Origin of the sequence: Mucilaginibacter antarcticus (assembly GCF_042686155.1) — a bacterium.
Classification (GTDB): Bacteria; Bacteroidota; Bacteroidia; order Sphingobacteriales; family Sphingobacteriaceae; genus Mucilaginibacter; species Mucilaginibacter antarcticus.
Genome location: NZ_JBHUON010000003.1, coordinates 226,162 through 250,903 on the forward strand (window position 1 = coordinate 226,162; position 24,742 = coordinate 250,903).

Here is a 24,742-nt window from a genome sequence, read left to right on the forward strand (position 1 = left end):
GTGGATCAGTATAAATTATAGTTGAAAAAGTTCCAGTATTTCGCTTGATCTTAAAACATATTGTGCAGCTTCTAAATTAATAGCCGACTGCGGCATTTCTGGCATTTCAGCTTCGTTAGGGTCTTGCACAATTGTTAAAGCCCCGTTTTTACGTAACCTCAACAACCCTTCTGCCCCATCAGCATTAGCGCCCGAAAACAAAACTGCTGTGCATTTGTCGCAATATATATCAGACGCACTGTCAAATGCCACATCTATTGAGGGCTTTGAATACCATACAGCTTCTGAAACATCCAGGCTAAACGACTTGTCTTTTTCAATTAGCGTATGGTAGTTTGCAGGCGCAATATAAACAGTATTGTTTTGTAATACATCTTTGTCACTAACTTCCCGCAATGACATACGGCTACTTTCGGCAAAGAGTTTCTCTATTTCGCTGAAAAAATTCTTTTTTCGGTGTATGATCACCAATACAGCTTTATTTAAATCGACAGGGAAAATCTTAACAGCGTTGTAAATGTGCTTGAACGAGCCCGCAGACCCAGCCAATAACAATAACTCAGAGTTACGCCACCGTTGTACTATATCTTTATCAAGAGCCAATTTTTTGGTATATATTTTCTTTTTGGTTTATAACTTTAAATTTCTTTCGGAAATAGTCTGAGCGGATAGTTTCTTTAGCCCCGAGGCATAAAAAACCTAACGGCGCCAAACTTTTATAAAAAAGTTCCAATATCTGCTCCTGTAAAGCTATCTCAAAATAAATGAACACGTTACGGCAGGTTATTAATTGAAACTCGTTGAATATACTATCTGACACCAGGTTGTGTACGGAGAATAAAGTATTTTGTTTCAATTCACTGTGTATCGTTGCGGCGTCATACAACAAAGTAAAATGATCCGTAATAGATCCCTCAAGACCGGCCATTTGATAATTCTCGGCATAGCTCTTTATTTTGCGGAGGCTATAAATACCTTTGCGTGCTTCTTTTAAGCATTCGGTATTAATATCGGTACCATAAATGAAAGATTTTTTACGGATACCTGCCTGCTGCAATAGTATAGCTAACGAATAAGCTTCCTCGCCTGTTGAGCAGCCTGCACACCATACTTTACTGTGTTGGTACGATGCCAAATACGGCACCACTTGCTGATTAAAAGCTTTGTAATAAGACGGATCGCGGAACATTTCGGTGACGTTTACCGTAATCTCTTCCAGAAAATGCTGAAAGAAATCGCGATCATTTACCAGCGTATGTTTTAGATCATAAAAGTGCAGTTTTTTCAACTGCATAACACGTGTAACCCGCCGTTTTAGCGACGCCTTAGTATAACTCCCAAAATCAAACCCGTATATTTTTTTTACCAGGTCAATGATCTCGGTTATTTCCGGGGTGGTTATTGTTTCGGTAGTTAGCGGCATACTATTTATCCAGCCAAAGCTGCATCAAAGCTATCAAACGGTCAATATCCACAGGTTTGGTGATATAATCGTTAGCGCCGGCTTCTATACATTTCTCTCTATCGTCCTTCATCGCTTTAGCGGTTAAAGCAATAATTGGCAGTCTTGCCCACTTGCTTTGCTTGCGTATATAACGGGTAGCCTCGTAGCCATCCATTTTAGGCATCATAATATCCATTAGTACGATATCAATATCTGCTATTTCGCTTAATTTAGCAATTGCTTCCTCGCCATCTCCGGCAATTTCAACGTTCATGTCATAACCCTGCAAAGCGCTGCTTAACGCAAATATGTTACGCATATCATCATCAACAATCAACACCTTTTTATTCTTAACGCCGTCTTGCCCTGCAATAGAAGACCTTCCGGCAGCGGCACTACCCGCAGCGCGCTGCGGCATATTAGTAATTTTATTTAAAAACAAATTCACTTCGTCTATTAACCTGTCCGACGATTTATTTGTTTTAACTACCATGGCATTTGCGTATTTCATCAGTCTGCTAACCGATGTTTTGTCAAGTTCCATAGCGGTGTTGACAATAACCGGTAATGAAGCAAAACGATCAACCTCCTTGATTTTATCTAAAAGATCGAGCCCCGAAATATCAGGAAGGTTAAGATCAAGGATAACGCACTGGTAATCGTTTTGATGCAGCATATCAAAGGCCGACTGGCCGTCAAAGGCCTGATCAACAGTGATACCGTTGTTTTGCATCATTTCTTTTAGGGCCTGGCTTTGCGCCTGGTGGTCCTCGACTAATAAAATCTGCTTAAATGGCGTATCGGTACTAGCCATAATATCGCCAAACAGTTTATCGAGCGCGCCTGTATCGATAGGTTTTTTAAGGAAACTTATAGCGCCTTCTTTATGTACGCGGTTAGCCGCAGCATCGCCGGCCGACATTAGATGTACGGGTATGTTGGCCGTGTCTAAATCAGCTTTAAGCTCTTTAAGTATTTGCCAGCCGTCTTTGCCGGGCAGCATAATATCCAGTATAACCGCATCCGGGCGTTGTTCTTTGATAATCTGTACGGCATTGGTACCTTCGTTAACTATCACAGACTTGTAGCCATGATCCCTCGAGTAATCCTGTAATATGCTTGCAAAGTTTTTATCGTCTTCAACAATAACTACCAGGGGATCGCGGTCTGCCGTTTTGCGTTTTAGTGGTGCCGGTTTTAAAAAATCTCTACCCGGGACAAAGCTAGCCACAGTTGGCACGGTACCCCCGGCATCTTCTACAGGCTCAACAGCTTTCGCCTGTACCGGGATGGTTAGGGTAAATTCGCTGCCCTCGCCCGGTTTACTTTGTAAGGTGATACCTCCGCCTAATAACGAAGCCAATTCGCGGCTTATTGATAAGCCTAGGCCCGTGCCACCATATTTACGGCTGGTTGAGCCGTCGGCTTGTTGAAATGCTTCAAATATGATCCGTTGTTTATCCGCGGGGATACCTATCCCGGTATCCCGTATGCTAAAGCTAACAGTCTGAGGAGATTTTCCGGCATCGACATTAATAGCTATGGCGCCATTTTCCGGCGTAAACTTAAATGCGTTTGATAACAGGTTTTTAATTACCTGCTCTACCCTAACCTTATCTGTAAATACGGTTGGCGATACATTTTTAATACTTGTAGTAAATCGTATTTGTTTATTTGCTGCAACCTCTGTAAACAGACTTTCCATATCAGCCAGTATTTCTGAGATCTGAACGTCCTCATTCTGCATATCCAGCTTGCCCGATTCAATTTTTGAAAGATCAAGAATATCGTTGATCAGCGTCAATAAGTCATTACCTGCATTAAATATTACGCTGGCATATTTTATCTGATCTTCAGAAAGGGTACCCGGTTTATTATCTTTTAAAATACGCGCCAGTACTAATATGCTATTAAGCGGGGTACGCAGCTCATGGCTCATGTTAGCCAAAAATTCTGACTTGTATTTCCCGGTGGTTTCAAGCTCCTCAACCTTTATATTGATAGCGGCGCGAGCCTCTTCAATAGCCTGGTTCTTTTCTTCCAGCAAACTTGCTTTTTCTTCTAACTCGGCATTGATAGTGCGCAATTCTTCCTGTTGAACGCGTAGCTCTTCTTCTGATGCTTCTAACATTTCTGTCTTGTTCATCAGTTCTTCGTTGGTTACGCGCATTTCTTCCTGTTGTGCAGAAAGCTCTTCGGCCTGTTGCTGTGTTTCCTCGAACAGGTCATGCATTATTGTACGTGCTTGCGCCGTGTTTACAGCTATCGCTATATCGTTGGAAACAAGGGTTAGATACTCTTTATCGTTGTTATCAACTTCGTGATCAAAGGCAATTTCTATTACCCCTTTAAGCGTTTTGTCAAAAAAAAGTGGTGAAATATAAGCGCCCGTAAGTTCATTAAGCAATACCGATGATTGCAGCTCCAGCCTGTCATTTATCTTACCTTTTATAACGGCTGCTTTGCCGGTTTTGGCGACTTCGCCAAGCCAACCTTCGCCTAAGCTAACTGTCCTTTTTATGGCACTGAGATTTGAAAATGCATAGGTAGAATAAAGGTCAAGTCTGTTTTCAGTTTCATTGTACAGATATATCGTACCAGCCGATGCTTCTGTGTACCTGCAAACGTCGGCAAGCACATTTTCTGTAAGTTCTCGCTCGCTTTGCTGGCCGGACATCTTTTCATTAAGTTGCCCTGAACCTGTGAGCAGCCAGTTTTTAGCTTTATTCTCAGCTAATACCTCGGCAAGTTCTCCGTTAGCCACCGTAATCTTTTCCTCTATCTTTTTCTGCTCAGCAAAAGAGCGTTGTATAAACCTGAACAGAAATAATATGATGATCAAGAATACTAAAGAACCAACACAAATAAATAGTATGGCATTTGTTGAAGCAGCTTTGGAGCTTGCTTTACGTTCTGCCAACAACTGATTTTCAGTGTTCATAACGTGCGACAGATCAGTCCTGATGGCGTCCATGCTGCGCTTACCGTTAACAAACATGTTGTTAGCCACCATAAAGGCAAGCCCTTTTTCGTCGCGGGTATCTATGTTTAGTTTCAGCAATCGTAGCTGTTCGCTTACTAATGCTTCTATGGTATCTACCCTGACAACCTGTATAGGGTTATCAGAAACTAGGGTACGCATATCTTCTAAACTGGCATACACAGCAGGTAAAGCGGCATTATATGGATCTAAAAGCACCTTTTTGCCAGTAGCGCAATAGCCACGCATCCCTGTTTCGGCATCAATAAGTTGTTGTAATAGGTTAGTTGATGTTTTAATTACCTTTTGAGTATGCTCAACCATTGCGGTGTCTTCGTCGAGCTGGGTTATACTATTGTAGGATAAAATACCAACAAGCAATACCAATAAAATAGAGACGGAAAAACCGGCTAAAACCTGGTTACGAAAGGAGAATTTGAACATTTAGTGGATATTTGGTATTACAAATATGTAAAAAAACTTTTTTGCATTTACGCAGACAGGCGGTAAACAGATGTATTTAATATTTGTTGACAGATATTTTTACTACCTATCTGGAATACTGCGAACGTTTAAGTAATGATCCACCAAGCGCAATGGCAGAACCGGCGTATAACACATACCACCCCCACTTAAATTTGATTTGTTTAGACAAAAAGCCGGCGAATGATTTGAAAGGAATGAAGCTAAAACTGGCGTTTACTTTTAAATAGGCGGCAACAAATAATAAAACTACCAGCACTAAAGACAACCAGGCGGTTGTACGAACCAGTTTGGCTTTATCAAGCCCTATGCCTATCACCCCTATTACCCCCACTAGCAGTAGCACAAAACCATAAGGGCGGTTAAGATCATACACATCCATATTAAGTAAACCAAACGGACGTAGCAGCGGGCACCAGGTGCCTGCTATAAGCAATACAAAACCTATAAAAGCAATAAGGGATGGTATCCTCATGGTATGAAATGATTATTTTTTGGCGATCTCCATTTTTTCGGCGAAGTGCGCGCAATAGTCGCGCAGATCTTCAATAATATTTGTTTCACCGGTAGCACGCAAAAAGCTGTCGCCCATCGTCATCAGCGTTTGGTAAAAAAATATCTTCATCTCGTCAACCGGCATGTCTTTAGTCCAAAGGTCAATACGTAAAGCGTTTTGATAGTTGGGATCCCAAAGGGCCATCATTAATGATTTAACCGGCACAGCATCTTTATTGGCAGAGTCGGTGGATTCCCAAAGGATATTCTCGGGTACGTTATTCTCGTCAAGTTCAACAGTAACTTTTAATTCAGCTTTCTTCATTATCTAACAAGTAAAAATATTATAGCTACCAAAGTTATAAAGCTTAGTTCAATAAGCCATAGTTTTTTAATCTCTGGAAAGAAATTACGAAACATTATGTCTATAAATGACACTACAAAAGCAAACAGAAAAAAAATCAAACTGATTGCCCCGCTCAAATGGGTAAACGTCATCCCGGTAATGGCGGCACCGTTTATCCATATGTAAATGGCCATTATCAGCAAAAACGCGCTGGCAAAGTTTAAGGGGGTTATTCTTAATTTCATTGTGCTATTATTCAAATATCCACGTGTCATCTCAAAACCTAATTACACGTAGTTTATCTTTTCTAATGCTTCTTTTTAAAACTCTTCGGTTTTCCTTTTTTGGGTGGGCCGCCGGCGCCTGTACGTTTGGCTTTTACGGCGTCAAACTTTTTGCGTTGATTCATAGTTTTCTTCTCGTGGAAAGCACCTTTAAAGTCAGGATCTTCCTTCCGTTTTTGAAGATCTATCTCCCGGTTTTGATCCTGGCGTTCTTCGTAAGGCGTTTCTTCAACAAAAACATCAACTGGCATATCCAACAGTGGGATAGTTTGCTTTATTAGTTTTTGTATTTTATTGATATAATATTCCTCGGTAGGGTTGCAAAAGGTTATGGCTACGCCAGATTGCAGGGCACGCCCTGTACGCCCTATACGGTGCACATAATCCTCGGTTACCACTGGTACATCAAAATTTATTACATGGCTTACATCACTCACATCAATACCGCGCGATGCTACGTCGGTGGCTACTAAAATCTTCACCTCGTCGTTTTTAAACGCGTTCATGGAGTTGATACGGGTATTTTGCCCTTTATTAGCATGCAATACCTTTACATGCCCCTCCCCATATTTACGCAGTAAAAACTTATACACATCCTCTGCAACAATACGGGTTTTGCAAAAAATCATGAGCTTGGTAATATCGCTTTCATCTTTCAGCAGCTCGCGCAGCAGATTGATCTTGGTTTTCATGTTGGGCACATGATATAGCTTTTGCTCCACCGTTTGTGCCGGGGTAGCCTGCGGCGTAACCTCAATAACTGTCGGGAACTCCAGGAAATTACCAGAAAGCTCATGCACCTTGTCAGACATAGTGGCAGAGAACAGCAGGTTTTGCCTTTTAACGGGCACAATTTCCAGTATCCGGTTTATTTGAGGCATAAAGCCCATATCCATCATCTTATCGGCTTCGTCCAGCACCAATACCTGAATGGTTTTGGTAACAATATGGCCAGCCAGATAAATATCCATAAAGCGGCCGGGAGTGGCTACAATAATATCAACCCCTTTATTTATTATTTCTATTTGCGTTTTAGGGCCAAGACCTCCGTATACTGATACAATCCGAAGATCGGTGTATTTTGAGTAGATCTTTACGTTTTCCTCTATCTGCATAGCAAGCTCGCGCGTCGGCGCTACAATGAGCGCGCGGGCATGATCGCCTTGCGCATATTTTAGGCGCATTACTATAGGTAAAACATAAGCCGCAGTTTTGCCCGTGCCAGTTTGTGCAATGCCCATAACGTCCTGACCGTTCATTATTGGCGGAATGGTTTTTTGCTGCACTGGTGTGGGCTCTGTATAGCCAGCATCGGCAATGGCGTTTAAAATTTGCCGGTTAAATTTAAGATCCTCAAAGGTTACTGCCATGCCGCAAAGATAGGGTTTATAGTCGGAAACTCGGTAAGACCGTATGTCTCGAAGACAAAAACGGTTTGAAACCATGGTGTTAATCTACTACTTTTATAGCCATGCAAGCAGATAAAGAAATTAAGAAATGGACGGTATTGAGCGAGGAAGATGTTTCGCCCAGCCCGTGGTTCCCGGTTATAAAACATACGGTGCAACTGGCCAACGGCAACGTGGTCGACGATTACTTTTTTTCGCCGCTGGGCGATGTGGTGCAGGTATTACCATTGACTAAAAACAATGAAGTGGTACTGGTAAAACAATACAAACACGGCATGGGCGAAATACTGCTTGAACTACCCGGCGGCATGCAGCAAAAAAACCGGTCGGTAATAGAATCGGCCCTGAACGAGCTGGAGGAAGAAACGGGTATTAAAACCACGGCCGATAAGCTGATATCGTTGGGTAAAATAGCCAACAACCCCACCAAACTGAAACAAGTTACCTATGGCTTTATAACGTTTGATGCCGAGTTTAACGCCGTGCAAAAGCTTGACGCTACCGAAGATATACAGGTGCTTATTGTCCCTGCACCGCAGGTATTACAAATGGCCTTGAATAATGAGATTTGGGTAACCGATTCTTTAAATTTTATTTTGAAAGCAGCGCTGGCCTATCCGGAGGTGTTTGGGTTGGATAAGCGATAACTAATAATTTATAACGACTATATTTGCCTTATGTCTTCCATACTCATAAAATCTGCCACCGTAGTAAATGAAAACAAGCAATTTGTTGCTGATTTGCTGATCAAAAACGGGCTTATCGAAAAGATTGCCCCACAAATAAATGCACAAGCCGACCAGCTAATTAATGCCGAAGGTTTGTATCTGTTACCTGGCGCCATTGACGACCAAGTGCATTTCCGCGAACCGGGATTGACGCATAAGGCCAACATCCACTCAGAAAGCCGCGCGGCAGTAGCCGGGGGTATTACATCTTTTATGGAAATGCCCAACACCGTGCCTAACACACTTACCCAGCAATTATTAGAAGATAAGTACCAGATAGCCGCCCAAAATTCGTTGGCTAACTACTCGTTTTTCATGGGTGCATCTAATGACAACCTTGACGAGGTTTTGCGTACCGATGTTAAAAATGTATGTGGTATTAAGGTTTTTATGGGATCATCGACCGGCAATATGTTGGTAGATAACCCGGGCACGCTTGAGAACCTTTTCAGGCAATCGCCTATGTTGATTGCTACGCACTGCGAGGATGAAGCTACTATACAGCGCAATATGGCGCATTATAAGCAATTATTGGGCGACGACATCCCGGTGAGACTACACCCTGAGATCCGCAGTGAGGAGGCTTGTTACCTGTCATCATCTATGGCGGTCGCTTTAGCAAAAAAGCACAATACCCGCTTGCACATATTACACATATCTACAGAAAAAGAAACGCACCTATTTGATAACACCACGCCACTAAAAGAGAAGCGTATTACTGCCGAAGCGTGCGTGCACCACTTATGGTTCAGCAGCGAAGATTACGAGACAAAAGGCAACCTGATAAAATGGAACCCGGCGGTAAAATCCGTAGGTGACCGCGACGGTATACTGAAAGCGGTACTCGACGGACGCATAGACGTAATAGCTACCGACCATGCCCCACACACCATAGAAGAAAAAGCCCAACCGTACCTGCAAGCTCCATCAGGTGGACCATTAGTGCAACACGCCCTAACCGCTATGCTTGAGCTATATCATGATGGTAAGATCAAACTAGAACAAATAGCCGAAAAGATGGCGCATAACGTGGCCGTTTGCTTTGAGATTGAAAAACGCGGCTTTATCCGCGAAGGCTATTTTGCTGATTTAGTATTGGTTGATCTTAACAAACCGTGGCAGGTACAAAAAGATAACATCCTGTACAAATGCGGCTGGAGCCCGTTTGAAGGCACAACCTTCCGCTCAAGTATTAAACACACTATCGTATCGGGCAACCTTGCCTGGAGCGAGGGTAAGTTTGTAAGTGAGGTGAGTGGTAAGCGGATGAGTTTTGTAAGATAAACCCTTTTATGTCATTGCGAGGAACGAAGCAATCGCATGTTGCAAAGTTCGCGATTGCTTCGTTCCTCGCAATGACATATAGCTTTATTAGTCCACCTGCCCACGCTCAATCATATCTGTCATCTGGCCAAAAATGTATTGCCAATTTGCTTCGGAGTGCTCTTTGGCGGCTTCGCTTTTCACATTATCCTGGCTGATGAGCATGGTGGTTACGCCGTCGGCTTCTGACAGGTTGTAGGTAACAGTCTGATAATTTTCTGGGATGTCGGGCAATCCGCCCATGCTGCTCCAATAACTGTACTGCAGGTAGCTGCCGGGGACAATGTCTAAAATATTGCCGTGGTCGCGGTAGGTTTTGCCGTCCCAGACGCCGGTCCACACAATTTCGCTTCCTTTTTTAAAATCGCTTAGCTGCTGGGTGCCAAAAAAGTATTTTTCTACAACAGCAGGATCAACAATGGCTTTCCAAACCTTTTCGGCAGGAGCGTTGATTGTAATGGAGGTATTTAAATTGATACTTGTCATGATAGCTGCTTTTAATTTGAACAGGTGAATTATTTATCTGTTTCAAATAAACTACCATGCAATGACAACCCTATGTCAGCAGCGATAATTAATCAATACTTTTCCCCCGCATTGCTGTACCGATAGCATGATCCATCAAACGCTCAGCAAACGGGCGGGTATACTCGTTAACGGCATCAATTTGTTTTAATATCGCATCCTTCTCGCCATTAGCTAAAAGGTCTTTCAGGTCGGCAATGTATTGCCGGGTGATTGCTAATTCGTCTTCTGATAAAAAGCTGTTATTCTTTTCAATAAAGCGCTCTACCGTGTAAACCATTTGCTCGCCTTCAGTGCGGGCCTCAATCAGCATACGCTGGCTTACGTCATCTTTAGCGTGGGTTATACTGTCCATCAGCATTTGCTCTACCTGGTCGTCTGTAATACCATAAGTTGGTTTTACATCAACTTCCTGCTTAACGCCAGAGCGTAGTTCAACAGCCTGAATCTTCAATATTCCATCAGCATTCAGCAAAAAGTTTATATCCACTTTAGGAAATCCTGCCGGCATAGACGGGATACCTCTCAAATCAAACTCGGCCAGCTTACGGTTTTCTTTGATCAGATCGCGCTCGCCCTGGTAAACTGCAATTTTCATGTTTACCTGGCCGTCTTTTGATGTAGTGTATTGCCTGCCTGCCTTAGTTGGCACTTTACTGTTACGGGGAATGATGACATCCATCAAACCACCCATAGTTTCAATGCCCAGCGACAAAGGCGTAACATCCAATAACAATATATCTGTACGGTTGCCGGCCAAAATATCTGCCTGTATAGCTGCACCCAGCGCTACAACCTCATCAGGGTTTACATCGTCATGCACGGGACGTTTGAAAAAATCGGCCACCATCTTTTTAACAAGCGCAGTGCGGGTTGATCCGCCAACCATTACTACTTCATCTATTTGCGCTACGGTAAGTTTCGCATCGCGCAGGGCATTTTGGCACGCTGTAATGGTTTGTTGCACTTTAGGCAATATCAATTGCTCGAATTGATCCCTGTCAAGTGTACACCAAATATCACCCACCTTTTCGTTAAACAAGCTTTGATGGCTAAGCGCTTTCTTAGCTTCTTCGGCCTTAAGGCGTAATTGCTGCGACAGTTCATTGTTAGCAGCCAGTTCTGCTTTTTTAAGCTGATTCTTTTCTATCCAATAATCAACAATAGCGCGGTCAAAATCATCACCACCCAAAAAGGTGTCGCCATTGGTTGATAGTACCTCAAAAATTCCGTTTTGTATCTGCAGCACAGACACATCAAACGTACCGCCACCCAAATCATAAACCGCAATGGTTTTAGTTTCTTCGGGATTTAAGCCAATGCCATACGCTAAACTTGCAGCTGTAGGCTCATTTACAATGCGTAACACATCCAATCCGGCAAGTTTACCGGCATCACGCGTAGCCTGGCGCTGCGAATCGTTAAAATAAGCAGGTACCGTAATTACAGCGCGGTTAACCGGGGTTTTAAGGGCATGCTCGGCACGGGTTTTTAGCTCTTTCAATATCAGGCCCGATAATTCAATGGGGGTGTAAAACTTATCGCCAACTTTAATTTTGACCAAGCTGTCGCTATCATCATCAATAACTTTATAGCTAAAAAAGTCTTTGTAGTTTTCAATATCCTTATAACTGCGGCCCAACAAACGTTTAACCGAAAAAACAGTATTCTGCGGATCGGTTGTTAAGTATTCTTTAGCTTCGTTACCGACGGTAATATCGCCGGCCTGGCCAAAATGTACTATAGATGGCACCAATACGCCTTTGCCTGTATCATTAATTACCTGCGGATTTTTGTCGGGGTTGATAAAAGCCACCAACGAATTGGTTGTACCCAGATCAATACCTACAATAATTTCTTCTTTTTGTATGGAGCCTGTTGCCAGGTTGATAGAAACTTTAGCCATTATATATACTTAACAAGCGGCAAATGTAGCTAGTTTTAAAACACAGTATGTCATGTTATTGTGAATTGGCTTATTTATTTGCAAATTGCCCTTGCATAACCATGCTAAATTATATTACTAAAAAATCCCCCTACATTGTTCTTACCATGCTGCTGGTATTGGTAAGCTATATTGCGAGCGCCCAGCAAATCGGCGGCAACCCACCATCTGTTAAGTGGAACCAGATCAATACACCAACGGCCAGGGTAATTTTTTCAAAGGGGCTTGACTCTACCGCCCAGCGCATTGCCAACGTCATAGCGCATATGAACAGCCTTACTGTTGCTACCATTGGCAACAAGCAAAAAAAGGTCAATATATTACTTCAACATCAAACCGTAATATCAAATGCCTACGTGGGTTTAGCCCCCTTTCGCAGCGAATTTTATTTAACACCCGATCAAAATAGCTTTGAGCTGGGCACCCTGTCATGGCCGGACCAACTGGCTATACATGAGTTTAGGCACGTGCAGCAGTACAATAACTTTAACGTCGGCCTGTCTAAAGGTTTAAGCATCCTTTTTGGCCAGGCCGGGCAGGCGCTAGGTAATGACATCGCTATACCGAACTGGTTTTTTGAGGGCGATGCCGTATATAATGAAACTTTGGTAAGCCGCCAGGGCCGTGGCCGTTTACCTTACTTTTTTAACAGCTTCCGGTCGCTTTGGACAGCGGGTAAAGACTATAGCTGGATGAAGCTGCGTAACGGCTCGCTTGTAGATTATGTGCCTAACCACTATCCGCTTGGCTACATCATGGTAGCTTACGGACGCGAAAAATATGGCGACCTGTTTTGGAGTAAAGTAACTCACGACGCGGCTGCCTTCAAAAGCCCTATCTATCCATTTCAATCGGCTATTAAAAAATATGCGGGTGTTAATTATAAAATCTTCCAAACTGAAGCGTTTAACCATTTTAAACAGCAATTTAAAGCTGATGGTGTAGTTAAGCCGACAAAGAAAGCCCAGCATTTTGTTGTAGATGAAGAATACCCTGCCTACATTAATGATACCACCATTATTTACGTGAAATCAACCTACTCGCAGCGGCCCCATTTTGTTATCCGCACTGGTGAGGTAGAGCATGAGGTGGGTGCCATGAGCGTTAGTTTAGATCATTATTTCAGCTATCGCAACGGCAAAGTAATATATACTACTTACAAGCCTGATATCCGTTGGGGTAACCGCATGTACAATGATTTGATGCTGCTTGACCTTCAAACCGGTTTAGAACATCGTATCACCCACAAACGACGGTACTTCTCGCCTGCTTTTAGCGCCGATGGCAAACGCATTGTTGCCGTCCAAATGGACATGAGTGGCAAAAGCCAATTGCACGTTTTAGATGCTGTGACCGGTAAATTGATAACCGCTTTTGCTAACCCTAAAAAATACACACATACCTACCCGCAGTTTTATGACGATAAAACCATCGTATCCACCTCGCGCGATTCGGTAGGCTTTGTAAACATAGTATTGACCGACATACAAACCGGCGAAAGAAAGTTTGCAGGAGGATCTGGCACACCGGTTGGCTTCACAAAAGTTAAGAGTGATGGCATACTGTTTACCCGTACTTATGAACTTAAGGACAGGATGTTTTTGTTGAAAGACTACAACTTGTTTGAATTGCAATCGCCGGCGCACAACGGGCAGTTAAGTTTTTACCAACCGGCATCAACGCTTAATAAGATAGCCTGGGTAGCCCCCACAGCTTACGGTTTCCGTATCAACCAGGCAGACAGAAAAGACACACGACTTATTGAGCGGATAGATAACGGCGTTTACGACGCCCCGGATATGGGCATTACATCACTTACAAAAGATTCGGCAGCAAGTATCCTTGAATCAATGCCTGCAGATACCTTTGCTATAAAACCGTACAGAAAAACTACCGGCTTATTTAATTTCCATAGCCTTTTGCCAACTTTTAGCGACCCTAACTACACCGTTGCTTTGCAGGGCGAAAACGTTTTAAACACCTTCCAGTCGCAGGTGATGTTTAACTATAACCGCAATGAAGGCTATAAAGAAACCGGGTTTGATGTGGTGTACGCTGGGCTATTCCCATTTATCTCTGCCGGGTTTGACTATACGGTAGACAGGCGTTTACTTGTACAAAACATCAATGTGTATTGGAATGAGCTTGATTTTCATGGCGGCTTGCAGGTACCGCTAAATTTAAGCGGCGGCAAAAACATCTCGGGACTAACATTTGGCAGCTCGTTGCATTACAGCAAAACGGCTTTTCAAGAGGTATACGCCAACGTATTGAACCGATCATACACTTATGTAAGCAACACCATAAGCTTTAGCAACCATATACAACAGGCCCGACAAAATATTTACCCGCGCCTGGGCCAAACCTTCACGGTGGATTACAGGCAGGCTATTAACGGTTTAAAGGCTAACCAGTTATTTTTAGCCGGCAATATTTTTCTGCCGGGCTTGTTTAAAAATCACAGCTTTGTAACCAACCTGGCCCACCAGCAAAGCGGGCAAGACAATGTATTCAGCTTCACCAATAACTTTCCGTTTAGCCGCGGTTATGTAGCCGAAAATTTATTCAATCAGGATAAATTTGGCTTTAACTACCACTTCCCTATAGCCTACCCTGATGCCGGCATTGCCAACCTGCTTTACATTACGCGTGTAAGAGCTAACGCGTTTTATGATCAAACCCACGGCAGCTATTTTTATACGGTTAAAACCATTAAAGGGACTTCAACGGTTACCGAAACACGCAGCACTTCAAGCAATTTCCGTTCTGCCGGTGCCGAATTATACTTTGACACCAAGTGGTTTAACCAGCATCCGCTGACATTTGGTGTACGCTACAGCCGTTTGCTAGATAAAAATATTTTCGGAGGATCAAATCCTAATGTAATAGAACTGGTGTTACCGGTAAGCTTTTTTTAAAAGCAACCAGCCATGGAGTGATTAACTATCCCTGCGGATCCTGATTGGCCCTCTTAATTGTCTCTCTCACTCTATCAAGACTGGTAACATCAACAGCGTATTCATCGCCAAAATTGGTCCCCATAACAATATGATCGTTATGGTATTGCATTCGGCTTTGCACGCGGGTTTGCAGCGTGCCATGTATTTCTGATACGCCGGTAAATAATACCAGATCAGCAACGTTTATCTCGGTAATACCACTGCCTGCCATAATAGCTATGCGGCCATCAGCTTTTTTAACCAGGTCGGCAATTGCGCGCGAACCCTCTAAAGCGGTGCTTTTACCACCAGAAGTTAATATCCGTTCAATGCCCAGCTCAATGATATCCTCTAAAGCCTGAGCCTGGTCTGCACACATATCAAAAGCGCGGTGAAAAGTTACCCCTAAACCGGCTTGTTTAGCCATCTGTACCAGTTTGCCACAACGCTCCTTGTCTACAGTACCATTGGCATTTAACATACCTATTACTATACCATCGCAGCCTGCGTTAATACAGTATTGTACATCGGCAACCATGCTGTCAAACTCGATATCGCTGTATAAAAAATCAGCACCACGGGGGCGTATAATTACATATAGTTTGATGTTTAATAGTTTGCGTGCCACGGTGATCTGTCCCGGCGATGGCGTAGTGCCGCCGTCTGCCATATTATCGCAAAGCTCAACCCTTACAGCGCCGCCTTCCTGCGCGGCGAGTGCCGAAGCAACCGAATTAGCACAAACTTCTAATGTTATCATAGGTAATAAAATTAGCCTTTAGCATCGGCGTAGTGACTTTCGCCGGGGATAAGCAGGTCCTGCTTTTTAGCGTCGCATACAGCATAGGTAAAACCTTTATGCAGGGCGTATGCGCCATATTCGCCTTTTTTATTGATCGCCAAAAAGCCTACTTGTATTTCTTTAGCTATTTCAGGTTTCTTTTTGATGATACGCTTGCAGGCTTCTTTACAGGCGTCCCTTGGCGAGTACCCCTGGCGCATCAATTCGACCACCAAAAAGCTACCCACGTTGCGGATCACTTCCTCGCCCACCCCGGTCGAGGTTGCGCCGCCTACTTCGTTATCTACGTATAACCCCGCGCCTATAATGGGGCTGTCGCCTACGCGGCCGTGCATTTTCCAGGCCATGCCGCTGGTAGTACAAGCGCCTGATATATTGCCTTTAGCATCAATAGCAAGCATACCAATGGTATCGTGATTGTATTTATCGCCGGGGCGTTGGTTTTCAATATTCATTACCGGTTTGTACTCGTGCGTAACCAGCCATTTTTTCCAGGCTTTTTCAGATTCGGGCGTCAGTAGCTTTTCGTTTTTAAAACCCTGCTCAATAGCAAACTGCCTGGCACCATCGCCAACCAGCATTACGTGCGGCGTTTTTTCCATCACCAAACGGGCTACAGATATGGGGTGGGCTATGTTTTCCATACCTGCTACTGCGCCGCAGTTGCCATTCTCGTCCATAATGCAGGCATCAAGGGTAACGTGTCCGTCACGATCAGGATAGCCGGCGCGGCCAACACTATGGTTATTCATATCAGCCTCGGGGATCTTAGCGCCTGCCTCAACGGCATCAAGCGCGCGGCCACCTTTCGACAGAATTTTCCAGGCTTCTCTATTAGCAGCAACGCCAAAATCCCAGGTTGAAATTACAATGGGCAAAGTTTGCGCGGGCGCTTTTAAAACAGACTTGGCCATAGCCGAGGCAGACAACGCTGCCAGCGACGCGCTTACTGATGATACCCTGATAAATTTGCGACGATTATACATAACGCAATATAAAAAATATCCTTAGTATTTATAGCTAACGCTATTCTGCCAATGGCTCCTCGGGTTGCGATAGTATTTCGCGGCATTTTTCCAGATCGCGCTCAAATACTTTTACTTTAAAGCCGCCTAAGCCGCTGGCAAATAAAGGGTAAACCCCGGCCGCATTCTCGTCCATAAAGCCGGCTATCCCCCCTGATTCTAATTTAGCCAATACAATCTGGGCCTGCATCAGGTCCAGATAGGTGTCAAGCGTAATAATTTTTTCGTCGTCGTTCATAGTTTTATATTTAGTTTTCTATAGGTTCTTCTTTTAACAGCTTGAAATTTGCTCCGCAATCTTTACAAATCCATGTCCTGTTAAAATAAGGTGGATAGGTACCACCGGTAAAAAGCGCGACAACGATGTAAAACCAGTTGCGTATTAATGGTGCCGGCCCATAAAATACGTTTGTCGACGCGCAATCAGGGCAAGCCCATAGTTCTCCACCATCTTGTACAATAACCTCCTCTGCCAATACTTTGCGACAGGCGTCAATATCGTGCTCAAACACCTTAACCTTAAAACCGCCTATCATTTGGTTATAAGCCGGATTGCTGGCCAAAATATTGTCGTCTGCTATAAAGCAGCTAATATCGTTGGCTTCCAGTCGCCCACGGATTATTTCGGCCTCCATTAAGCTATAATAAGCGTCCAGGGTTACTATTTTATCTTTCATAAATAAAGAACTAATGTACTAGCTTTTTTTTAATTTGGCAGTAATGAACCGCATCGACCGTATTTCAGCCATTTTAATTCAGCTACAATCGCGCAGGGTTGTTAAAGCCGCTGATATTGCAGAGCGGTTTAATATTAGCCTGCGCACCGTGTACCGCGATGTAAAGACACTGGAAGAAGCCGGCATCCCCCTAATTGGCGAAGCCGGTGTAGGCTACTCTATAATGGATGGTTACCGCTTGCCACCAGTGATGTTTACTAAAGAAGAAGCTACCGCGTTTTTAACTGCCGAAAAGTTTGTGGAGACGCTGACAGACGCGTCGACCACGGCGAACTATAAATCGGCCATGTATAAGGTTAGGGCGATATTAAAAACAACGGAAAAGGATTTGCTGGAAAGCATGGACAACCGGATTAAAGTTTTTAAAACCGTCCGTATGCCCGAGTCGGCAAATAATGATCACATCCAAACCATACTGTATAGCATAGCGCAAAAAAAGGTAATAACATTAAACTACTTTGCCCAGCACAGCCAGGAACATACCAAACGATATATTGAGCCTATAGGGATATTTTTTCAGTCGGGCTATTGGCACCTCATAGCATTTTGCAGATTACGTAAGGCTTACCGCGATTTTAGGGTAGACCGTATAAAAAACCTGGAAGTAACTGATGAGCACTATAAAGACGAACACCCGGCGCTTAAAGAATACATAGCCCAAACCGTCCATGATAAGGCTGAGCTGGAAGCCGTAGTTATTATGGTAGATAAGAACGCGCATCCCCATCTGGAAAATCATAAATACTTTAGCGGCTTTATCTCAGAAAGAAGAATTGGCGACAGCATGGAGATGACCTTTTTAACCAGCTCATTGGAAGGCTTTGCCCGCTGGTATATGATGTTTGGCGAAAGCGCAGAGATTATTAGCCCTGATAGCTTGAAGGACCGCGTGCGCGATTTAACAGAGCGGTTATTGCAACGAAATTTTTCTGTGACCTACTAGCCCTTAAAAAGAATGTCATTTCGACCAACGGGAGAAATCTATACATTGACAGGTCGGTGACCTGTAGATGTATAGATTTCTCTCTACGTTCGAAATGACAAATTGCTTATAATAAAACAGGCCCCGATTTCTCAGGGCCTGTTTTATTACAAATTATCTATAGCTTCCTGCTCTTTTAAAGCAGTAACATTGTTTTTATTGCTAAACTGATCTGTTTGATTTGCAAAATCTTCCAGCAATCCGGCAATAGAATCAAGATTATCCGAAACCCTTTGGTGCATGTCAGGTAGTACCTTTTCTAATCTTTTATCGCCAAGGTCCATATTGTCAACCTCAATTTTTGTCAGTTTGGTTATGATAGCAGTTTGACTGTTTTTCAAGTCTTCTAATTCATGGACGATTTTCTCCATCAGTCCAAATTTCTTTAAAGTATCCATACGTTATATTTAAATTATACTTATTAGTACATCACTACTAACCAAAAATCGTTCCGCATTTGGAATTATCAATTTAAACTAATAATTTAGTTTAATGAAATCTGCCTTCATCACCTTGATAATTATAGCTATAACGGCCACATTTTGCCGGGCGCAACAAACCCGCCAAACAGATGATGCGCTGCTTTTAGAATATTACCAAAGCCAACGTTATGCCGAAGCATTGACCTATTTAAAAAGCACTTATGCCGAACCTGTAGCAGATTCGAAAGAATTATCGCGATTGGCGTACTCGGCAAATATGGCAAGATTGCTACCCGAAGCCGAGGGCTATTACCAACGGATCTACGATAAAGATTCGAGCAATGTTTCGGTACTATTCAATCTTGCTAACATCAACCAGCGCAGAGGTAACAACCCTAAGGCCGAGGTTTATTTTAAAAAGCTGGTTGCTTTAGATACCCTAAACTTTAATGGTCATAACCGTTTGGGACAGATTAACAAAATCAAGGGCGAATTTAAGATTGCGGCCTATTATTTTGAAAAGGCCAATAAAGTAAATCCTGCCGATGCAGATGTGGCGACTGATTTGAGCGATGTGTATATCGCTTTGAATGAGCCTCTAAAAGCCGACAAGGTTTTGAACGTCGCTATAGAAGCTGACCCAGAAAATATAACACTGCAGCAAGCGCTGCTAAGACTAAACTACATCGAAAGCAAATGGAAGCAAACCGTTAAAACCGGCGAGCAGCTATTACTTTTAGGCGACAGCACAACGTCTACCCTATCAAAGTTAGGAATAGGATATTTCTATGCAAAAAATTACAACTGTGGTATCGCTATGCTACAAGCTATCCCCGAAACTGATCAAAGCGAGTTAAGCGCCTACTATATTGCGGCTTGCTATAAGTTATTAAAAGATCCAAAAAAAGCCATTACCTACTTTAAGAAGGCTATAAAGCTAAGTACATCGCAAGGCACCGCCACCTATTTTAACGAAGTTGCTGATAGCTATGAAACCTTGGGCTTGTTTACAAAAGCAAAAGAAAATTACCAGAAAGGATTGTTGTACGAAGAAAAACCACTTACCTATTATTACCTGGCAGCCATGCATGATACTAAACTTAAAGATAAAAAGACCGCCCTTAAGTATTACAAAAAATATATAGCCGCTGATACAGACGAGAAGGAAAAAAAATACAAGGACTACAGCACCGCCCGCGTAGCCGAACTAAACAAGAAAACTGTTTTAACGATTCATTAACCGGGCGACGTATTTGCCGATGATGTCAAACTCGAGGTTAACTGCTGTGCCTGCCTTAACATTGTGCAGATTGGTATGCTCAAAAGTGTAGGGAATAATTGCTACCGAAAAACTATTGGCCCGCGAGTTTACAACTGTTAAGCTAATACCATTTACGCAGATAGAGCCTTTCTCTACCGTTACATTGCCGGTGGCGGCATCATACTCGAAAGTATACTCCCAGCTGCCGTCAAGGGTTTTAAGCTCGGTACAAATTGCTGTTTGGTCGACATGCCCTTGTACAATATGGCCGTCAAGGCGGGCATTCATTTGCATACAGCGTTCAAGGTTTACCGGCTCGCCAATCTTTAGGTGTCCCAGGCTGGTTTTGCTTAGCGTTTCGTCAATAGCGGTTACAGTATGGATCCCATCGGCTACAGCCACCACAGTTAAGCAAACGCCATTATGCGCTACAGACTGGTCGATCTTTAAGTCGTTTGATATAGCCGACTCAACCGTGATATGCAGATTGCTTTGATCTTTTTGCAGATCAACAATTTTTCCTAAGGTTTCTATTATTCCGGTAAACATAAAGGCAAAACTAATTATATTAATTAAGGTTTATCTACCACGTATGCATATCTCAAACCAAAGCGCCGGAATTTTACTGTACCGCAACATTAACAAGCTGTTAGAGCTGTTTATTGTGCACCCCGGGGGGCCATTTTTTAAAAACAAAGATGCCGGCGCATGGTCAATCCCCAAAGGCGAGTTTATGCCGGATGAGGACCCGCTACTGGCTGCCAAGCGCGAGTTTGAAGAAGAGACGGGCCAGCCTGTTACCGGAGACAACTTAATAAAACTATCGCCGGTAAAATTAAAAAGCGGCAAAACCATACATGCATGGGCAGTCGAAGGTGATATTGATGCCGGGAAGATTGTCAGTAATTTTTTTGAGATGGAGTGGCCGCCCAAATCAGGCAAACAGGCCAGCTTCGCCGAGATAGATCGTGGTGGATGGTTCGGGGTTGATGAGGCTAAGTTGAAGCTTAACCCGGCGCAGGCGCCGTTGGTTGATGAATTAGTTACGATTCTGAACCCGTAGAGACGCAATGCCTTGTGTCCCAAACCATGCAGCCTTTACATTAGACGCAAAGCATTCCTTCTCTACATTACTCTTCTCTTTTTAACCCAATCAGATTCATCGCCCGCTACATTATCTACCGTTGTTTTAGCGGCGCTTAGCAATTGTTGCATCAACAGGGCTGCAATGCGTGCCTCGTCTTCATCGTCTGCTTGCAGCACTTCCGGCGTAAAGTATTTCTTTACAAAATGCGTATCAAAGTTGCCTGATTTAAAAGCCTCGTGCTGCATTACAAACTTACCGAACCCTAAAGTAGTAGTAATGCCTGTAATCTGGTATTCGTCAATGGCGCGTGTCATGCGGGCAATGGCTTCTGCGCGATCTTTGCCATAAGCAACCAATTTGGCTATCATAGGGTCATAATAGATCGGTATCTCCATGCCTTGCTCAAAACCGTCGTCAACGCGTATACCCGGGCCTTTTGGGGTGATGTAGGTCTGCAGCGTACCAATATCTGGCAAAAAATTATTGGCTGGATCTTCGGCGTACACACGCAGCTCAACCGCGTGGCCTATTATTTTCAGGTCTTCCTGCTTAAAGCTGATTGCTTCGCCACGGGCTATCTGTATTTGTTCTTTTACCAAGTCAATACCGGTAATCATTTCTGTTACCGGGTGCTCAACCTGCAGGCGCGTGTTCATCTCCAGGAAATAAAAGTTGAGCTGCGCATCCATAATAAACTCAACAGTGCCTGCACCTGTGTAGTTAACAGCGCGTGCTACATCAACCGCGCATTTGCCCATTGCTTCGCGGATCTGGGGTGTTAAGGTCGCTGATGGCGCTTCTTCTATCACTTTTTGATGCCTGCGCTGTACGGAGCAATCGCGTTCAAACAGGTGGATAATATTGCCGTGCGTATCGCCCAAAATTTGTATTTCAATATGTTTTGGCGATGATACATAACGCTCAATAAAAACGGACCCATCACCAAAAGCCGATGTAGCTTCGGACACGGCCAGTTGCATTTGCTCTTCAAAATCGGCCACGCTATCAACAATCCGCATGCCCTTGCCACCACCACCGGCGGCCGCTTTAATTAATATTGGGAAACCCACCTCAACCGCACGATTTTTTGCTTCATTAACGTCGGTAATTGCTTCTTCCGTACCAGGCACCATGGGGATGTTGTATTTCATTGCCGCTGCTTTGGCAGACAGCTTATTACCCATCACTTCCATAGCCTCCGGCGATGGCCCGATCAGAATCAAACCTGCCTGGCGCACCTGGCGGGCAAATGCCGCGTTTTCGCTCAAAAAGCCATAGCCCGGGTGTATGCCTTCGGCCCCGGTTTGACGGCAGGCGGCGATTATCTTATCGCCAACCAGGTATGATTGATTTGATGGCGCTTCGCCGATGTAAACAGCTTCGTCAGCGTATCTGACGTGCAGGGCATTCCTATCAGCAGCAGAATATACCGCAACCGTTTTAATGCCCATTTCGCGCGCTGAACGCATTACCCTTAAAGCTATCTCGCCCCTATTGGCTACCAATATTTTTTGCATACCTAACAAATGTAGCAGATTTGTTTAATCCTCCACAACATCCCCGAAAACAAAAATGCCCCCGTTTTGCGGAGGCATTCATTTTATTTTCTATTGGCTTAGCGGGCCCCACCTTGTGCCGGCGGAGTACCCTGCGGACGCGGCGCGCCACCCGGACCGCCCTGACCCGGAGCACCTTGCGGCCTTGGAGCACCACCACCGCGAGATGGCCAGGTTGCCTGCTCTAAGTGAGCTACACCACGGTGACAGGTGTTACAGTTTACACTTAGCATTTTAGCAACGCCTAATGAGTCGTTTTCGCCTTTAAAATATTTGCTGTTAAGCTTGGCGGTCATTTTATACATGTCGCGGGCCATTTGTTTTTCAGGTTTTGCATCGCTGGCGTAGTCGGTTTTACGGGTTTCCTCGTTACGCACATGGCAAAAGTTACAACGTACACCCAAGGCTGCCGACCATTGATCCATAATATGATCTACTTGTTTAAAAGTAAGTTTTTTAGGTAGTACTTTTATATTCATCAACTTAGGCTCGGGCCCTTGGGGCTGCTGCAACGTCATCGAGGCTAAAAGTATCACGCCTGATAAAAGGCTGGCAGTTATAAGTAGTTTTTTATTAAGAAGCATTATTGTCATGGTTAAGTCATCTAAAGTAAATCAATACTTTCAATGTTGCAACATTATTTTTTTTGAAGGACTCTTACACTTTAAACGGAGCTACAAATTCTTCACTCAAAGCCCACAGTTTATTACGGGCATCTAAATCATTAACTATTGCTGCGGTGGCCTTTGCTTTACGTTTAATATAGTATGATCCGCTTTTGATGGCCAGTTTAGGGGCTGTAGCAAGGTATACAGATGTATCTGCCCCTTTTTCGGGTGTGATAGCAAAAGGTGCAGACAAGGAGAAAAAGAATTTCAAAAACCCGCTCAGCTTTGCGTTAAACTGGGTTTTAACTACGCCCGGGTGCAGCGCGTAGGCCGTTACGCCGCTGTCAGCAAATCGCTCTGCCAATGATTTGGTGAAGTATATATTGAACAGCTTGCTATCGCTATAAGCTTTAACTGCAGAATAACCTTCAGGGCTTTTCAAATTACCGTACCGTGGCTTGCCGGTTTGGTGCATATCAGAACTTACGTTAATAACGCGTGCGTGCCCCCTTTGTAACAACGGCATCAGGCGCACCGTCAGTAAAAAATGGCCCAGGTGATTTGAAGCGAAGGTCATTTCAAAGCCGTCTTTACTGGTTGCATAATTACTGAACATACCGCCGGCATTATTAATCAGCACATTGATATTAAAGAGCTTGCCGCTTAACTCATCAGCGGCTTGAGCTACACTGGCCAGATCAGCCAAATCGCATTTAATAACATGGATGTTTTTATTGCCGGTGTCTGCTATGAGCTTTTGCTTGAGGGCCGCGCCTTTTTCAATATCCCTAACTAATAAATGTAATGCGTGGCCTTGCTTTGCTAACGCAATAGCCGTGGCCTCGCCAATGCCTGATGTGGCGCCGGTTATAACAGTGGTAATGGTTGCCATGGTGTTAAATTATGTTAAAAGTAGCCTTATTTTCAGAATTATAGGAAAATAAATTTGGATATCTACGAGATAGTCGTAGATTTACGAAACAATCGTAATGCTATGGAGAAATTATCGCAACAAGAAGAAGAAGCTATGCAGGCCGTTTGGCAGCACGGCGAAGGTTTTATAAAAGATTTTTTAGATACCATTACCGAGCCTAAACCACCCTACACTACCCTGGCATCAACCATAAAAAACCTGGAGCGCAAAGGCTTTTTGGGCGCCGAAAAAATTGCGAACTCCTTTAGGTACAAAGCCATTATAAAAGAAGAAGAATACAAAAAGCGCTTTATGAACGGCTTTGTGAGCGACTATTTTGAAGACTCGTACAAAGACCTGGTTACCTTTTTCGCCAAAAATAAAAAGATCAGCGCCAGCGACTTAAAAGAGATCATTAACCTGATTGAAAACCCTAAAGAATAGTAGC

Annotated in this window: 25 protein-coding genes; 7 read left to right on the forward strand and 18 right to left on the reverse strand. The window is 43.7% G+C overall.

The features are described from left to right. Nucleotides 1-15: 15 nt before the first annotated feature. The 7 genes from ACFSYC_RS04615 to ACFSYC_RS04645 form a co-directional block, all read right to left on the reverse strand. Nucleotides 16-603: a chemotaxis protein CheB gene (locus ACFSYC_RS04615; protein WP_377124010.1), complete on the reverse strand. Its 588-nt coding sequence runs from the start codon at nucleotides 601-603 to the stop codon at nucleotides 16-18. Then, complete coding sequence (locus ACFSYC_RS04620; RefSeq protein WP_377124012.1) at nucleotides 593-1,423, reverse strand: CheR family methyltransferase; 831 nt, start codon at nucleotides 1,421-1,423, stop codon at nucleotides 593-595. The genes ACFSYC_RS04615 and ACFSYC_RS04620 overlap by 11 nt, the downstream gene beginning before the upstream one ends. A 1-nt stretch (nucleotide 1,424) precedes the next feature. Continuing rightward, nucleotides 1,425-4,868, reverse strand: coding sequence for a response regulator (locus tag ACFSYC_RS04625; RefSeq protein ID WP_377124014.1), 3,444 nt, complete (start codon nucleotides 4,866-4,868; stop codon nucleotides 1,425-1,427). Between the two features lie 106 nt (nucleotides 4,869-4,974). Further along, the gene (locus ACFSYC_RS04630; protein ID WP_377124016.1) at nucleotides 4,975-5,382 is read right to left on the reverse strand and encodes a hypothetical protein; all 408 of its coding nucleotides are present in this window, start codon (nucleotides 5,380-5,382) and stop codon (nucleotides 4,975-4,977) included. Nucleotides 5,383-5,394: 12 nt separating this feature from the next. Further along, entirely contained in the window at nucleotides 5,395-5,727 is a 333-nt protein-coding gene (gldC, locus tag ACFSYC_RS04635; protein WP_377124018.1) for a gliding motility protein GldC, read from the reverse strand. Next, nucleotides 5,727-5,993: a hypothetical protein gene (locus ACFSYC_RS04640; RefSeq protein ID WP_377124020.1), complete on the reverse strand. Its 267-nt coding sequence runs from the start codon at nucleotides 5,991-5,993 to the stop codon at nucleotides 5,727-5,729. Before ACFSYC_RS04640 ends, gldC begins: the two co-directional genes overlap by 1 nt. A gap of 62 nt (nucleotides 5,994-6,055) precedes the next feature. Then, a complete protein-coding gene (locus ACFSYC_RS04645; protein ID WP_377124022.1) occupies nucleotides 6,056-7,402 on the reverse strand; it encodes a DEAD/DEAH box helicase in 1,347 nt (448 codons plus the stop codon). 101 nt (nucleotides 7,403-7,503) lie between these two features. On the opposite strand from ACFSYC_RS04645, the gene ACFSYC_RS04650 reads away from it, so the two are divergent. Next, nucleotides 7,504-8,088, forward strand: a complete 585-nt coding sequence (locus ACFSYC_RS04650; protein WP_377124024.1) for an NUDIX hydrolase — start codon at nucleotides 7,504-7,506, stop codon at nucleotides 8,086-8,088. A 30-nt stretch (nucleotides 8,089-8,118) separates the two neighbouring features. After that, nucleotides 8,119-9,453: a dihydroorotase gene (locus ACFSYC_RS04655; protein ID WP_377124026.1), complete on the forward strand. Its 1,335-nt coding sequence runs from the start codon at nucleotides 8,119-8,121 to the stop codon at nucleotides 9,451-9,453. Nucleotides 9,454-9,540: 87 nt separating this feature from the next. Here ACFSYC_RS04655 and ACFSYC_RS04660 read toward each other — a convergent pair whose 3' ends face one another. Both ACFSYC_RS04660 and hscA read right to left on the reverse strand, forming a co-directional pair. After that, nucleotides 9,541-9,978, reverse strand: a complete 438-nt coding sequence (locus tag ACFSYC_RS04660) for an SRPBCC family protein (protein ID WP_377124028.1) — start codon at nucleotides 9,976-9,978, stop codon at nucleotides 9,541-9,543. Between the two features lie 88 nt (nucleotides 9,979-10,066). Further along, the gene (gene hscA, locus ACFSYC_RS04665) at nucleotides 10,067-11,923 is read right to left on the reverse strand and encodes a Fe-S protein assembly chaperone HscA (RefSeq protein WP_377124030.1); all 1,857 of its coding nucleotides are present in this window, start codon (nucleotides 11,921-11,923) and stop codon (nucleotides 10,067-10,069) included. Between the two features lie 101 nt (nucleotides 11,924-12,024). Between hscA and ACFSYC_RS04670 the strand changes: the two genes are divergently transcribed. Continuing rightward, nucleotides 12,025-14,880, forward strand: a complete 2,856-nt coding sequence (locus ACFSYC_RS04670) for a TolB family protein (RefSeq protein WP_377124032.1) — start codon at nucleotides 12,025-12,027, stop codon at nucleotides 14,878-14,880. 25 nt (nucleotides 14,881-14,905) lie between these two features. Here the strand turns inward: ACFSYC_RS04670 and ACFSYC_RS04675 are convergent, their stop codons facing one another. Genes ACFSYC_RS04675 through ACFSYC_RS04690 form a run of 4 tightly spaced genes read right to left on the reverse strand, consistent with a single transcriptional unit; the run spans nucleotide 14,906 to nucleotide 17,405 of the window. After that, entirely contained in the window at nucleotides 14,906-15,661 is a 756-nt protein-coding gene (locus ACFSYC_RS04675; RefSeq protein WP_377124034.1) for a copper homeostasis protein CutC, read from the reverse strand. 11 nt (nucleotides 15,662-15,672) lie between these two features. Next, nucleotides 15,673-16,689, reverse strand: coding sequence for a N(4)-(beta-N-acetylglucosaminyl)-L-asparaginase (locus ACFSYC_RS04680; RefSeq protein WP_377124036.1), 1,017 nt, complete (start codon nucleotides 16,687-16,689; stop codon nucleotides 15,673-15,675). 40 nt (nucleotides 16,690-16,729) lie between these two features. Beyond that, a complete protein-coding gene (locus tag ACFSYC_RS04685; protein WP_377124038.1) occupies nucleotides 16,730-16,966 on the reverse strand; it encodes a hypothetical protein in 237 nt (78 codons plus the stop codon). 10 nt (nucleotides 16,967-16,976) lie between these two features. Next, nucleotides 16,977-17,405 carry a putative signal transducing protein gene (locus ACFSYC_RS04690; RefSeq protein ID WP_377124040.1) on the reverse strand — a complete coding sequence of 143 codons (429 nt, stop codon included), beginning with the start codon at nucleotides 17,403-17,405 and terminating at the stop codon, nucleotides 16,977-16,979. A gap of 43 nt (nucleotides 17,406-17,448) precedes the next feature. Between ACFSYC_RS04690 and ACFSYC_RS04695 the strand changes: the two genes are divergently transcribed. Beyond that, the gene (locus ACFSYC_RS04695; RefSeq protein ID WP_377124042.1) at nucleotides 17,449-18,408 is read left to right on the forward strand and encodes a helix-turn-helix transcriptional regulator; all 960 of its coding nucleotides are present in this window, start codon (nucleotides 17,449-17,451) and stop codon (nucleotides 18,406-18,408) included. Between the two features lie 146 nt (nucleotides 18,409-18,554). Here the strand turns inward: ACFSYC_RS04695 and ACFSYC_RS04700 are convergent, their stop codons facing one another. Continuing rightward, entirely contained in the window at nucleotides 18,555-18,845 is a 291-nt protein-coding gene (locus ACFSYC_RS04700) for a hypothetical protein (RefSeq protein WP_377124044.1), read from the reverse strand. A gap of 94 nt (nucleotides 18,846-18,939) precedes the next feature. Between ACFSYC_RS04700 and ACFSYC_RS04705 the strand changes: the two genes are divergently transcribed. Further along, on the forward strand, nucleotides 18,940-20,109 hold the full coding sequence (locus ACFSYC_RS04705; protein ID WP_377124046.1) for a tetratricopeptide repeat protein: 1,170 nt from the start codon (nucleotides 18,940-18,942) through the stop codon (nucleotides 20,107-20,109). Here ACFSYC_RS04705 and ACFSYC_RS04710 read toward each other — a convergent pair. After that, a complete protein-coding gene (locus ACFSYC_RS04710) occupies nucleotides 20,095-20,679 on the reverse strand; it encodes a riboflavin synthase (RefSeq protein ID WP_377124048.1) in 585 nt (194 codons plus the stop codon). The two genes, ACFSYC_RS04705 and ACFSYC_RS04710, sit on opposite strands and share 15 nt — an antisense overlap. A gap of 43 nt (nucleotides 20,680-20,722) precedes the next feature. Between ACFSYC_RS04710 and ACFSYC_RS04715 the strand changes: the two genes are divergently transcribed. After that, nucleotides 20,723-21,193 (forward strand): NUDIX domain-containing protein, encoded by a 471-nt coding sequence (locus ACFSYC_RS04715; RefSeq protein ID WP_377124050.1) that lies wholly within the window; start codon nucleotides 20,723-20,725, stop codon nucleotides 21,191-21,193. 62 nt (nucleotides 21,194-21,255) lie between these two features. Here the strand turns inward: ACFSYC_RS04715 and accC are convergent, their stop codons facing one another. The 3 genes from accC to ACFSYC_RS04730 form a co-directional block, all read right to left on the reverse strand. Next, complete coding sequence (accC, locus tag ACFSYC_RS04720) at nucleotides 21,256-22,734, reverse strand: acetyl-CoA carboxylase biotin carboxylase subunit (protein WP_377124052.1); 1,479 nt, start codon at nucleotides 22,732-22,734, stop codon at nucleotides 21,256-21,258. Between the two features lie 98 nt (nucleotides 22,735-22,832). Then, nucleotides 22,833-23,366, reverse strand: coding sequence for a c-type cytochrome (locus tag ACFSYC_RS04725; protein WP_377124054.1), 534 nt, complete (start codon nucleotides 23,364-23,366; stop codon nucleotides 22,833-22,835). 64 nt (nucleotides 23,367-23,430) lie between these two features. Beyond that, nucleotides 23,431-24,273 (reverse strand): SDR family oxidoreductase, encoded by an 843-nt coding sequence (locus ACFSYC_RS04730; protein ID WP_377124056.1) that lies wholly within the window; start codon nucleotides 24,271-24,273, stop codon nucleotides 23,431-23,433. A 102-nt stretch (nucleotides 24,274-24,375) separates the two neighbouring features. Between ACFSYC_RS04730 and ACFSYC_RS04735 the strand changes: the two genes are divergently transcribed. Then, entirely contained in the window at nucleotides 24,376-24,738 is a 363-nt protein-coding gene (locus tag ACFSYC_RS04735; RefSeq protein WP_377124058.1) for a BlaI/MecI/CopY family transcriptional regulator, read from the forward strand. Nucleotides 24,739-24,742 lie beyond the last annotated feature (4 nt).